This window comes from Chryseobacterium sp. ERMR1:04 (assembly GCF_001297705.1).
GTDB lineage: Bacteria > Bacteroidota > Bacteroidia > Flavobacteriales > Weeksellaceae > Chryseobacterium.
Genome location: NZ_LIRF01000007.1, coordinates 313,418 through 327,240 on the forward strand (window position 1 = coordinate 313,418; position 13,823 = coordinate 327,240).

Annotated in this window: 10 protein-coding genes and 1 pseudogene; 1 reads left to right on the forward strand and 10 read right to left on the reverse strand. The window is 31.2% G+C overall.

Annotation, left to right across the window (positions count from 1 at the left end):
* Positions 1–43: 43 nt before the first annotated feature.
* The 5 genes and pseudogenes from AMQ68_RS16210 to AMQ68_RS16230 all read right to left on the reverse strand — a co-directional run bounded on the left by AMQ68_RS16210 (position 44) and on the right by AMQ68_RS16230 (position 4,120).
* Positions 44–1,216, reverse strand: a complete 1,173-nt coding sequence (locus AMQ68_RS16210; protein WP_054511658.1) for a T9SS C-terminal target domain-containing protein — start codon at positions 1,214–1,216, stop codon at positions 44–46.
* Between the two features lie 62 nt (positions 1,217–1,278).
* Positions 1,279–1,863, reverse strand: coding sequence for a hypothetical protein (locus AMQ68_RS16215; protein ID WP_054511659.1), 585 nt, complete (start codon positions 1,861–1,863; stop codon positions 1,279–1,281).
* A 16-nt stretch (positions 1,864–1,879) separates the two neighbouring features.
* A pseudogene (locus tag AMQ68_RS16220) lies at positions 1,880–2,118 on the reverse strand (type II toxin-antitoxin system ParD family antitoxin).
* Between the two features lie 339 nt (positions 2,119–2,457).
* The gene (locus AMQ68_RS16225) at positions 2,458–3,063 is read right to left on the reverse strand and encodes a hypothetical protein (RefSeq protein WP_123905724.1); all 606 of its coding nucleotides are present in this window, start codon (positions 3,061–3,063) and stop codon (positions 2,458–2,460) included.
* A 196-nt stretch (positions 3,064–3,259) separates the two neighbouring features.
* Complete coding sequence (locus AMQ68_RS16230) at positions 3,260–4,120, reverse strand: GLPGLI family protein (RefSeq protein WP_054511661.1); 861 nt, start codon at positions 4,118–4,120, stop codon at positions 3,260–3,262.
* 269 nt (positions 4,121–4,389) lie between these two features.
* Here AMQ68_RS16230 and AMQ68_RS16235 point away from each other — a divergent pair, with 269 nt between their 5' ends.
* Positions 4,390–7,257: an SIR2 family protein gene (locus AMQ68_RS16235; RefSeq protein WP_054511662.1), complete on the forward strand. Its 2,868-nt coding sequence runs from the start codon at positions 4,390–4,392 to the stop codon at positions 7,255–7,257.
* A gap of 199 nt (positions 7,258–7,456) precedes the next feature.
* Here the strand turns inward: AMQ68_RS16235 and groL are convergent, their stop codons facing one another.
* The 5 genes from groL to AMQ68_RS16260 form a co-directional block, all read right to left on the reverse strand.
* Positions 7,457–9,082: a chaperonin GroEL gene (gene groL, locus AMQ68_RS16240; RefSeq protein ID WP_054511663.1), complete on the reverse strand. Its 1,626-nt coding sequence runs from the start codon at positions 9,080–9,082 to the stop codon at positions 7,457–7,459.
* A gap of 241 nt (positions 9,083–9,323) precedes the next feature.
* Complete coding sequence (gene groES, locus AMQ68_RS16245) at positions 9,324–9,602, reverse strand: co-chaperone GroES (RefSeq protein WP_034723531.1); 279 nt, start codon at positions 9,600–9,602, stop codon at positions 9,324–9,326.
* A gap of 922 nt (positions 9,603–10,524) precedes the next feature.
* Positions 10,525–11,730 (reverse strand): cation:dicarboxylate symporter family transporter, encoded by a 1,206-nt coding sequence (locus AMQ68_RS16250; RefSeq protein WP_054511664.1) that lies wholly within the window; start codon positions 11,728–11,730, stop codon positions 10,525–10,527.
* 71 nt (positions 11,731–11,801) lie between these two features.
* On the reverse strand, positions 11,802–13,088 hold the full coding sequence (locus tag AMQ68_RS16255) for a CitMHS family transporter (protein ID WP_054511665.1): 1,287 nt from the start codon (positions 13,086–13,088) through the stop codon (positions 11,802–11,804).
* A gap of 22 nt (positions 13,089–13,110) precedes the next feature.
* On the reverse strand, positions 13,111–13,803 hold the full coding sequence (locus AMQ68_RS16260) for a DUF2490 domain-containing protein (RefSeq protein WP_054511666.1): 693 nt from the start codon (positions 13,801–13,803) through the stop codon (positions 13,111–13,113).
* Positions 13,804–13,823 lie beyond the last annotated feature (20 nt).

The following is a 13,823-nucleotide window of genomic DNA, read 5'->3' on the forward strand; positions in this document are numbered from 1 at the left end:
AAGTAGAGTTTTTTATGGTTGGGGTATTTTTACTAATGAAATCTTATCTTATAATTTTAATCTGTTGTAAAAGTCCTTTCTCGTTTTTATACGTAAAAATATACGTTCCACGCGGTACTTTTGACAAATCTATATTTTTGTTGTAATAAGCAAAACTTTTTCCGACTTCTTTTCCATCCATTGTGTAAACAGTGTATTCAAACTGATTGCTGTTATTTTTATTGCTGATGACGAAACCGTCTCTTTGGGCATTCGTATAAACTTTTGATTTAAATACATCTTCATTGGTATTTTCATTGGAAAGTGCCCCTTCGCTAATATCCGCAACTTGAATACTTTTAATGGCTGATTTGGTTAAAGATGTTGTACTTCCACCGATGATGTATAATTTATTGTTATAAATTTCCGCAGCAGCATGTCTTCGCGGGATCATGTTTGAAGATAACTGATGCAATTTATTGGTTTCTGTATCGAAATAGGCTAAAAAAGTTTGATTATTATAACCACCTGCAATAAAAATCTTATTACCGGATACCGCTAATGAATGACCAGATATCCCAGCAGGCATCGTATATTGCTCAGTCCAAAGATTTTTGTTGAGATCGTAAACATTGACCAAACGGGATGATGTACCGTTAAAACCACCAATGACATACAACTTATCATTCACAATTTTGCCCTTTGCTTCTCTGGCTGTGGGCATATTGGGTAATGGATTCCATGTATTTGAAGCAATATCATAATACTGGAATTTATTAGAAAATACAGTGGTTGAGGCACCGTTTAGCCCACTTCCGCCGAACACATATATTTTGCCATTATAGATTGCAGAACCTGCATTGCCTGTATAGGAATGATTAACAGCTCCCTTCGTTATTGTATTGGTGGCAAGGTCTACAATTTCAAGATGGCTATTTCCCCAACCGTTAAAAATATAAATTTTATTATTGTAAGTCTCCGAATTAGCAAATCTTTTGGTAAGTAGATTAGAATTAAAAACACTCCAACGGTTATCTTTAATACTGTATTTCTCCATAAAGTTGGCATTACCATCAGTGTCTTTATATCCATTGCTTACATAGATATTATCATCTACAATGACACTGCTTATAGCTCCTCTACCCATAGACATATCCGCAAGATGTTTAAAATTTAAGGTTTGTGCATTCGCAAAGAATAAGCCCAAAAATGAAAGGAGGAATAATTTTGTTTTCAATGGTGGTGGGATTTGGATTTAAAGATAGGGAAAAAATGATGAGTGTAAATCTGCGATAATTTTTACGTATTAAATTTTGAGCTTTCAAATGCTTTAATAAGCTGCTCTAATTCTGAACTTTGAGAAATATAAAAAATTGTAAAATTAGCTTCAAATCCATTTAATAACGTACGGTATATAATAAAATTATGGAATATATTATTCCCGATATTTTCTTTCAAAACCGTTTTATAGAAATTAACTCCGTCAATTTTTTCTTCGGTAATTTTACTCTCAAATTGAGCTTCATTTTTACCTTTTTTTAGTGACTCAATTAATTCATTATTGTGTTTTTTTATATCAGACTCAGAGAATTGAGTGTTTTTGGAATCATTTTTTTTGAAAAATATCAAAAAGTAAGTGTAGTTTTTTCCCTGAAAGTGAACTTCCTCTGCTATTTCTTTTGTAATATTAGATTTCTCCGTTGTTTGCTTATTTTTTGTTTCTACTACATGAACTTTTTTTGTCTCTTTATTCAGAGTGGTAAAGCTATCTGGAATATTAATAGTCCAACCCAGTTTTTCAATGTTATATAAATTTGATTGTTGTGCCTGACAAAAAGAATTTGTTATGACGAGAGTGATGAAGCTTATAATTTTTATTTTCATGAATATGAGCATTTTTTTACATCTTGGATTTTAATGCTTCCAGATGTTCTGTTGAATTAAAATCTTTTGCGATTCCACTATCAATTCCTTCCTGAATGGCATTTTTCAGAAGCTGAATTTTATTTTCTTCTTCTTCCAATAATCTTAAACCCGCACGAATTACTTCGCTTGCATTCTTATATCTTCCCTCAGAAACTCTATTATCTACAAAGTTTTCAAAGTAGCACCCAAAGAAACTGATGTATTTCGTCCCATTTTAAAAATTTTATTGAAGTTACCAAAAATTGGTAATTATGGCAAGTGGTAATTTTTTTATGAATGTAAATCTATACTATACATTATAGATTTTGTTTTGGAATGGAAAAAATCGGGTGGCTTTATATTTATTGATACGAATACCATCTTGGGATAATATAAAACTACATCGTAGAAAAGTGAAATGATATCCCCGCGCTACCGCACGAATGCTTTCGTGTGGTATTATAAATTAAACATTCCAATAATATAATTTAAAGGCCAAAGCCACACGATACAATCGTGCGGCAGCGAGGGTATTAGTTTAATGGTTGTAAATTTAAATAAAAAATAGGCTTTTTAATTTGCTGATTGATAGCGTTGGGTAATCTTAGTTCTGAAATAACCAGTTGCATTTATTCTTTCTTTATTTTTTTCCATTTTTAAATTTAGATAGCCATAAATTGAATCATTCAGTTGATATTTTTTTTTATTTAGTTTGAGGCTGCTCTCAAATATCTTTATACGATCTCTTTTCTTAGTATTTATAATCATATCACTAGATTGTAAGTATTCAAGTTTAAAATAATTTTTATAAATTTTTAGTGTTATTCCTTCTCCTGAATAACCGTTAAAATTGTCAATTAATACAATAATTGTATCCGTTCTTTTATTGTCAAAGTGAGTATAAAAGAATGATTCTGAATTAAATTCATCATAATGATTTTTAATTCCCCCCAATTCTGTTGTGATTTTAAGATTATTAGATCTTTTTTGATTTTTTTTAATTTTTCTAAAATCATAACCAAAATCAAATTCTTGGGTTTTATTTAGATTTTCGAATATCTTATTGTTTTGGATATTTTCATCAATTTCGTATCGATCAAATCCTTGAATATTTTCATTTTTTGTACAAGAAGATAGGACAGCTAACATTGATAATATTATGAAAATTACTTTTAACATGAATTTTGATAAATACGGTGGATAATAATTAAATCGATGCATTACACTCATATGATGTCTAAATATAATTATTCTTTTTGCTTTAAAATATAAACTTATAGGCAAAAGTAGAACGGATTTATTGTATTTGAAATGAAGGTTTCTTGGGTTTTATAATGAAATACAAGTGAGAAGCGTAAATGTTGGGAACCATAGTTTATTTATAAAGTTCTCTTTCTATATAATTATTATATTTTTTAAAATGTTCTTGTGCTCGCTGTTCTTTTCCTTTAATTAAATCTTGTTTTGTTAGCGGGCTTTTGGTATTTGAATCAAAAAATATTGTATCCGACATTTCTGAAGAATTATGAATGATTTTTATATTTTTTGCAGGATCTTTTTTATATTCATTCCAGAGTTTATTGAATTTTTCATTCGTTATAAAAATTTCTTTCATGTGTGAATCAAGCAATACTATTTGGTCATTGAGTTTTTGACTTCCCACTAAGTTGAAAATATGATCCCCTTTATCGTCTTCGATATATACAATTAAACCGGGGAGACCACAAAATTTATAAGGTCCGTCCTGTATTTGAATTTCATTCGTGAACCAGGCAAGCCAATTTCTTCCGCCAAAAGTAGTGGTTGCTTTTTGAACTTTAAAACCTTCAATATTTTTTGTTTCGGGGGAAATAGTCCAATTTATTTTATGCTGTTCTTTTAAAGCGATCTTACTACCACTGATAGAAGTATGATAAACCGTTTCTAAATTGGGATAGTCCTTAGAAACCTGAAAATTAACTTTTGCCTGTTTAATTTTTCTCATATCAAGAACTATAGATTGCGAAATTTTTCCTTTTGCTATTTCTGTATTAATAAGTGAATCTCTGGTTAGCAATAAAGTACTGTAGAAGTTGGAACCCTCTTTTGTAAGGTCAAGGTTCATCATTTCTTTTTCAATATTTTCTTTGTGTAAAGAATCCATTTTAAAAGAATATTCATAAGTAAATCTTTGATTTTGAGCAAAAAATAAAGAAGATGCGAAAATGAAAATTAAAAGAATATTGAATTTTCTCATTGGCTTAAAAGTAGTTTTGTTGGAATTATGGTTGATATTCAAATTTACACATTACGCTAATTATATTTTGAAATAAAGGCTTTTTTTGATTTTTAATAGAGAACAAGAGGTTTACTCATAGTAGCTTTGGTTAGTTGTTGCTGATTTTTTTACTTTATTCTATTAAAGAGAGAAATTTTGTAGAATGTTATATAAGAATTGATTTATATTGATACAATAATGTTTAAATTTATTATTTTTGTTAAAATGTGATTAAATAATTATAACTAATGATCGATGAAAATTTAAAGAAAGCTATTAGAGATAATAAGCTTGTTCTCTTTATTGGCGCAGGGACTTCAATACCTTTATTATATCCCTCTTGGGGAAAATTAGTTTCTGGAATACTAAATAATCTTGATGAGCAGTTTGGAGAAACTTCAGATTTAAATTTTACTAATCTAAAACGTTCTTTAGAAAATGGTAGTAAAAGTCCTTTAGAAATTTTAAATAAAATTGAAAAAGACTCTGGTAATGGAGAAAATTATAAAATTAAAGCTAAAGAATATATTTATAAGATTTTTGATGAAATTAATATAAATAACTCCTTGGATTCTGATTTGCACAAATTACTTTGGGAGGTTTCATCAAAAATTATTACAACTAACTATGATCAAATTTTAGAAGGTAATAAACCTATAGATCCTACAATAAATATTTTTGCAAATGAGAATGAATTTATGGCGCGAAAATCGCAAAAGGATGAAACAAAATTTTTGTATAAAATACATGGGGATTTTAAAAATCCAAAAACTTTAGTATTATTTGATAGTGATTATAAGGCTATTTATTCTAACCAGAACGCAAACCAAGATGCATTAGGTGACTTTTTTAAAAATAAAACTTTTCTTTTTTTAGGTTTTAGTCTTTCTGATCCTTTTGTGAATGATTTATTTGCTAAAATTAAAAGTTTATATAATAATTATACTGTTGGAGATCATTATATATTATCTACTAATCAAAATAATGATTTTTCTAAATATGATGTTAAAAACATTAAAATTGATAATTGGGACGATTCTCTTAAAAATTATTTAGGGGCCTTAATTGAAGAAAAAAATAAATTAGAAGGTATTTCTGAAATTGTAAAAGAAATTGTTGTTGATAAAGGTCTTGAAAATTTGTTAGAAGAAAGTGCGGATAGTCTTTTTGTTTTAGTGAAAAGTAAAATGGAAGAACTAATAAAAAATCCAAGCAATAAAAATTTAGCTTCTGAAATACATGATATACAATCTAAAATTAATCAACTAATTTATGGTCCTTTAAATTTTTTAAAGACTTTTGATAATGAATACAGAAATACTCATCTCAAAATGCTTTTTGAAACTATTTATGGAAATGAAAAACTCGATCAGGAAACAATTAATGAAATCAATAGAATCAGAACTGATTATGAAAATCATAAATGGTATGAAAGATGTCAATTGGTAAGTGCAGTTACATGTAGTTTATTTATTTTTAATAAAGCAGATGACAAAAAAATTTCATTATTAGTAGATTTTATAAATGATAATGAAGATAAGACATGGGAGAGAGCTCTCACTTATTTAGTTATGGTATTAAATCATTTAGGAAATAAATGGTTGAGGTTTGAGCCTATCAAGAAGAAAGTAAAGTCTTTAACATTAAATGCTAAAGTACAGGATGCGTGTCAAGAAATAGTTGAATATATTCTTGTGTTTGGTATTGGAAGATATAATTTTTCAGAAAAAGTTTTTGAAAATCCTTATTTTCGTGAAGACCCATATAATTATTTCTTGCCTTTTTTTAAAGAAAATAACCCAATGTTTGATACTATATATGATAATTATGATGGAGAAAACATTGAACGATTTATCGAAGTATTAGATAAATCTCCTTATCCAGACTCTTTAAAGTATATAGTATGTAATACCAAATCTCAAGAAATTGAAACTAAAGATAACAATGATGATTCTCACTTTATAAAAAATCACCTTAATATTAATGTTACTTATTATCCTTTTGCTGCCTATATTCAAGAATTTGTTAGTTTTATCAATAGTTTTCCTCCATTACAACATAAAAAACTTATTGATACACAATTAAGAATAACATCTACTCCTTTGAAAGATTATCTTCTAAGTGAAAAAGAGAAATTTCGTATTTTAGGAATTCATTTTCATAAAGATAAAAATTGGGGACAAGCAATTATTAATTTTGAAAAATATATTTATATACAACCAAATGATTTAACAATCTTAGACAACTTAGCAAATTGTTACCTTAATCATAATAATAAAGATAAGGCAAAAGAAGTCTCAATTCGTATTTGTGAAATGTTTCCTCAACAGAAATATAATTTATGGCGTTTAGCAGAAATTTATTCATCTGAAAATAATCATGACTTAGCTTTAGAAGTACTTGAAAAGTATCTTATTATAGATTCAAAAAATTCTGCTGCATATTTGAAAAAATCTCTTGTATTATTAGATTTAAAAAAATATGAAGACGCTTTACTTGCAATTCAAAAAGTAGATGAATCATTTGATGATAAAGCTTATGTATATAATGTGTATGGTATGATATATAAAAGTTTATTAAGACATGATGAATCTCTAAAATCATTTGATAAAGCGATTTCTTTAGATGGAAAAAGATCAGAATTTTATTACTATAAAGCAGAATTGTATAAGGATATGGAAGATTATGAGAAAGCTATCGAGGTAATTGATAACGCATTAATCCTTGAGCATTCGGATAATTATTATTATGCTAAGACCTACTATTTATTAGGCATGAATAGATTAGAAGAATCTTATTTAGTTTTATCCAAAGTAAAAAATCAGGGCGAAGAATATTTTAATGCCCTTGCTAATTATTATAGGCTAAAAGGAGACTATAAACTTGCGCTAACTACTATTGAAAAACTAATCAGTATATCTGATGACAAAAGATTTGTGGGAACAAAAGCTGCTATATATGCATCAATGGGAGATAATGATAATTTTTATAAGTTTTTAGAAGAAATATTACTAGCAGGTATAGAAGTTAAAATGTTTCTCTCTGATGTGAAAAATAAGTATAAAAAAGAAGATCAATTTATTAAGATTTTAGAAAAGTATAATCAAGCTTTATAAAAAATAATTTATTAATCAAAATAATGAATGAAATTTCTATAAGATTATTTATAAATAATCTTATAGAAATATGTTGAATATCGGATGTTTTTTTATTCGATCATTTTTAAAGGAATTATTAACTAGTTCTAATCACATAAAATAAAAAACCGCTCCACAAAAAGCAGAACGGTTTAAATTTATTTATAAGCTTACGCTACTACATCATTCCTGGCATTCCACCTCCCATTGGCATAGCAGGTTCTGCGCTTTTCACTTCTGTGATTACACATTCAGTTGTTAGTAACATTCCAGAAACAGAAGCTGCATTTTCAAGGGCAACTCTAGTTACTTTAGTTGGGTCAATGATTCCTGCTTCAAGCATGTTTACATACTCGTCAGTTTTAGCATTGTATCCGAAGTCTCCGCTGCCTTCAGCAACTTTAGCAACGATTACAGAACCTTCACCTCCTGCGTTAGCAACGATTTGTCTTAATGGCTCTTCAATCGCTCTTTTTACAATTTTGATCCCAGTAGTTTCGTCAGCATTAATCCCTTGAAGGTTTTCTAAAGCTGAGATTGCTCTTACAAAAGCAACACCACCACCTGCAACGATACCTTCTTCAACAGCTGCTCTGGTAGCGTTCAATGCATCGTCAACTCTGTCTTTTTTCTCTTTCATTTCAACTTCAGAAGCTGCACCTACATACAATACGGCAACACCACCAGCTAATTTAGCCAATCTCTCCTGTAGTTTTTCTCTGTCGTAGTCAGAAGTTGTAGTTTCCATTTGAGCTTTGATCTGGCTTACTCTACCTTTGATCTTGCTTTCGTCACCACCACCGTTTACAACTGTTGTGTTGTCTTTATCGATAGATACTTTCTCAGCAGTTCCCAACATATCTAGAGATACGTTTTCCATTGTGAAACCTTGCTCTTCAGAAATAACCTGTCCACCAGTTAAGATAGCGATATCTTCCAACATTGCTTTTCTTCTGTCACCAAATCCTGGAGCTTTTACAGCAGCAATTTTAAGAGAACCTCTTAATTTGTTTACTACTAAAGTTGCCAAAGCTTCACCTTCAACTTCTTCAGAAATAATTAATAAAGATTTTCCGCTTTGTGCGATTGGTTCAAGAACTGGAAGTAATTCTTTCATTGAAGAGATTTTTTTCTCAACTAAAAGAATGTATGGGTTTTCTAGTTCAACTAACATTTTTTCAGGGTTAGTCACGAAATATGGCGACTGGTATCCTCTGTCAAACTGCATACCTTCTACAACATCTACTGTTGTATCGATACCTTTAGCTTCTTCTACTGTGATAACTCCTTCTTTACCTACTTTTCCGAAAGCTTCAGCGATCAAAGATCCGATTGTTTCGTCATTGTTAGCAGAAACAGAAGCTACTTGCTTCACCATTTCTGTAGAATCACCAACTTGCTTAGATTGCTCTTTAAGGTTAGCCACAACAGCAGTTACTGCTTTGTCGATTCCTCTTTTCAAGTCCATTGGGTTTGCACCTGCAGCTACATTCTTAAGACCTTCTCTTACGATAGCCTGTGCTAAAACAGTAGCGGTAGTAGTACCATCTCCTGCGATATCATTAGTTTTGGAAGCAACTTCTTTTACCATTTGCGCTCCCATATTTTCTACTCTGTCTTCAAGTTCTATCTCTTTTGCAACAGACACCCCGTCTTTAGTTACGTGAGGTGCACCGAAAGATTTCTCAATAACAACGTTTCTTCCTTTTGGTCCTAACGTTACTTTTACTGCATTAGCCAATGCATCAACCCCTCTTTTTAAAGCGTCTCTTGATTCAATATCGAATTTTATTTCTTTTGCCATTGTTTTAAGCTTTTGACGATTTGCTTTTAGTTTTACAAATCGTGAGTTTATTTTAACTATTAATTATTGGATAATATAAGATCCCTAATATTATATGTTCCTGCAATTTGCATATTACCAAAGTCTGGATACCAGCAAGTAGCAAATCCATTTTTTATTTTCAAAACAGACATTATACCTTTCTGTATATCTATTTGTGGATCTTTATGTCTAACTCTGGAACCTTTTGTAATCATTATTATTAACCTATTACTCCTAAAAGATCTCCTTCTTTTACGATTAAGAAGTCTTTTCCGTCTAATTTTAATTCAGAACCTGAATATTTTCCATAAAGAACTTTGTCACCTACCTGAACAGTTGTAGGCTCATCTTTTTTCCCTGGACCTACTGCTACTACTGTACCTTCTTGTGGTTTTTCTTTTGCGGTGTCTGGAATAATAATACCTGAAGCTGTTTTAGTTTCTGCAGCGATTGGCTCGATCAAAACTCTGTCTGCTAATGGTTTAAAGTTTACTGACATAATATGTTTAATTTTTAATTATTTCTGTGTTGTAAATCTCTAAATACGTGCCAAGCGACGGAAAGGAGATTTTTGGCAGACTTTTGTTGGGAGAATTGTGAAATTTTGCAGAAAATTTGATTTAGAGAGTATCTGAATCAGTAGATAATAAAGGAGATTTTTGGCAGACTTTTGTTGGGAGATGTGAAATTTTGGCAGAAAAATTTCAGCTCTTTTTTTGAAAATTGTACGAATCGTCTGATGGTAAAATATCAATACAGAAGAAGGGGTAATTCAGGTGAATTAAATAAAGGTAAAATAGGTAAAAGTTTTTAAACACGTAAGATCACTTAAGTTTTAAGAATCGAAAACGTTGAAAATAATAAAGTTCACATAAGGCGAAAATCAAAGATTTTCAATACAGTTTAAGTGTTCTTATCAGCGATCATCTAAATTAACTTTAGTGAACTTAAGTGTAAAGATATTTTGTGGTTAAGAGCCTATTTAAATTTCACTCAAGAATCATTATGTGTTTTGTTATCAGTTGTTTTTTTTGTTGACAAGACTCAATAGGTCATGTTTTAAATTATTTTTTGATTAAAAAGATTAACGCAAAGTTGATGAATAATTTTGCTTTATTCTAAGTGGGCAAAGTAATGCGACTTCGTCGCTGATGAAGCTGTATGCTTATCCATACGCTTCGACGAATCAACGAAGTTGATTCTATCCTTTGCTCCCTTAAAATATATATGATAAATCTAAAGCTTTGCGTTAGAAAAATAGGTCATCAGTACATTATCTTTTAAATCAGAAAAATCCTTAAAAAATGTGATTTAGATAAAGATTTGAATGGTATACAAAAAAATCAAATTTAGAAATTTAAACAGGCTCTAAAATAAAAAGGTTGAACAAGTCTGTTATTAAATATCCTGATCACAGACTCTTAACTTTTTTGATGTTGATTGAGTTTCGAAATCACCGCACCGGCAACAGCAATGCCGATAAAATTGGTAACAGATCTGGCTTCATTCATAAATCGATCTACACTGTAAAGTAAAGCAATATCGGTTAAAGGAATTTTCCCGAATCGGTTTAATGTAAAAATAAGCGCCAGAAAACCTGATCCCGGAACTCCTGAAGCGGTCTTTGAAGTAATAGAAATAATGATGAAAAGCCAAATGTAATCATTGATGCTTAAAGAAATATTATAGAATTGAATCAGGAAACAACAGGCTACCGAAAGATAAATACACGCCCCTGCAAGATTAAAATTATACCCCAACGGAATGATAAATCTTAAAATTTTTCTGCTGTATCCTTCACTTTCCATTTTTTCAAAAATAATGGGAAAGGCTGTTTTTGAAGAAGAGGTGGTAATGACCAAAATAATTTCTTCCTTGATATTGAGAAGGAATTTCCAAAGATTAAATTTAAATATATAAGAAACAAAACCCAACACTCCGAAAATAAAAACAATATCCGCAAGATAAACGGTTGCTACCACTTTGCTAAGCGGTAAAAGGGTATTGATTCCATACACTGAAATTCCAAAAGCGATATTACAGAAAATAATAAACGGAAGAATCATGTACAGATATTTAATGACGGTATAGAAAGCTCCCAATCCATAATCCAATCCCTTTAGAAAACGTTCTCTTCCTTTAGATAAGTTTAAAGTAACTCCGATAATAATTGATGCAACAAGAAAAATAGCATGTCGGTTGAGATAGATAACAGAGGCTAGAGAATTGTCATTTATTTCAAACGTTTTAGGAAGGGCCGTATTTATTTTACTGATATCGATTCCTGTATCGGCACCAGGCTTTACCGCAAAACCAAAAATAAAACCTAATATAATGGCAGCAGAAGTTGTTAAAATAAAATAGAGCCCGGTTTGCCAGATGATTCTGTCTGCATTTTTAATTTCCGCTAAATGACAGATTCCATAAATAATAGCCATGAAAATAATTGGCAGAATAAGGGTTTCCAGCACCATAAAAAAATACTGACTTACCACACCGAGTTTCATGCTTAATTCAGGGAAATAATGTCCCATAAGCACTCCGCCGATAATGGCGGCAAATACATAAAGCGTAAGATTCTTTAAGTACTTGCCTGTAAATGTCTTTTTTGTATGGAAAAGGTTCATTTCAAAAACTATTTGTCAGGGCAAAAATAAAATTATATTCTGACCTGAATAAAGGTATCAATTAATTTACATTAAATAATTCCAAGAAGCAACGCAGCCAACAGCATCACAACAGAAGATCCGAGAGCCCATTTTAAAGTATATTTTAAATGATCTGAAAATTCTACGCCTGCAAGGGAAACCAATAAATATGTGGAAGGAACCAACGGGCTCAAAAGATGTGACCCTTGCCCAATAAGGCTTGCTCTTCCCAATATCTCTGGAGAAATTCCCAGCTGATGTCCTGTAGCGACAATGATGGGTAATATTCCAAAATAATAAGCATCATTCGATAAGAAAAAAGTAAACGGAATACTGAAAATAGCGGTAACGATATTCAGATAGCCACCCCAGCTTTTAGGGACTATTTCTATCATACTGTTTCCCATCGCATGCATAATGCCTGAACCATTCAGGATTCCTGTGAAAATTCCTGCTCCGAAGATCATTCCTGCAACCGATAAAGCATTACCCGCATGTTTGGAAATAATCTTCTGCTGATCTTTTAATTTTGGATAATTAATAATGGAAGCAATACAGAAAGCAATCATAAACGCAATGCCCAAAGGAACAATATCAAGGATCATGACAACCAAAAGGGTGATGGTAAGCGCAAGATTAATAAGAATCAGTTTTGGACGACGAAGGGTAAGATCTACTTCACCAATAATATCATTTGTGTTGTAATTGGTGTATTTTCCGTGTTTGGCAATTCTTATTTTTTCTCTTCTTCCTAAAATGTAAGCAACAAATATTACCCACGCAATGCCTATGGCCATAATAGGAATCATCGGAACAAAAATATCTGTATGCCCAAGTTTTAGGGAACTCATTACCCTTGCCGTAGGACCGCCCCAAGGAAGAATATTCATAATTTGCCCTGCAAGCATAATGATACAGGTAAGAACCAACGGGTTCATCCCTTGTTTTTTATATAGAGGAAGCATAGCGGCAACCACAATTAAATAGGTGGAAGAACCATCACCATCCAATGATACCAACGCTGTAAGAACAGCTGTTCCTATGGTTGTTTTAATGGGATTGTCGCCAACAGTTTTCAGAATAATATTTACTAAAGGCTCAAATAAACCTGTGTCGATCATTAAACTAAAATAAAGAATGGCAAAGATCAACATTACTCCTGTAAGCGCTATTTCTTTAACCCCGTTTTTCATCATATCTCCTAGTTCAGGACCGAATCCTGCACAAAGAGCAATGACTACAGGCACGATAACCAAGGCTGTAATCGGGGTCATTTTTTTGTTCATAATGAGCACCATAAAGATGATGATCATTAAAAATCCAAGGAATGTAAGCATAACTAAATGTATTTTGGGTTATCTATTTTTTTTCTTTTTTGCGCCAATCGAAATTGTTTCTAAATCCGACATATCCATAATTGCTGGTGGATCCGGTTTCGAGCTGATTGATAAAGGCGACTTCTATAGCAGAATTTTTTCCGGTTTTAATTCCTATTCCAGCAGTAAGACGATTGCTGTCGAATGGGTCTTCTTTCACCACATTCATTCTGATCTCATTTTTCAGAATTCCGTAGAACTTTTCTTTTTCTCCGGCTTTGTTAAAGGGAATCCTCAAAGAAATAAGGTAACGAAGTCTTACAATAAATTCGTCCGGATTGGTGATAAAACGTTCTTCCACACGGAAACGATGAGAGATGGAAGTTCTTCCGATATTCCCTCCTAAACTCACCTGTTGAAAAGGACGTTTTTCATATCTTTCCTTTTTGCTGTTATCAGATCTATAAGAATCCAACACAAGAAACATAAATCCTGCAGCGGGTTTTACGTCATTGGCCACTTCATAATCTACATACGCCGAGACCAAAAAAAGACGTGTATCATAAGCCAGATCAAAAGAACGGTATTGCGAAAGCGCTGTTAATGTACTTTTATCTGTTAATCTTGCAGACATCAAATACTGAAACCACATATTGTAATTATCACGACTTTGCGCAATTGCTGAGGTGCAAAAACCGAGGAGTAAAATGATAATTAATTTTAATTTAATCTTCATGTAATGTTTAATTAATATCT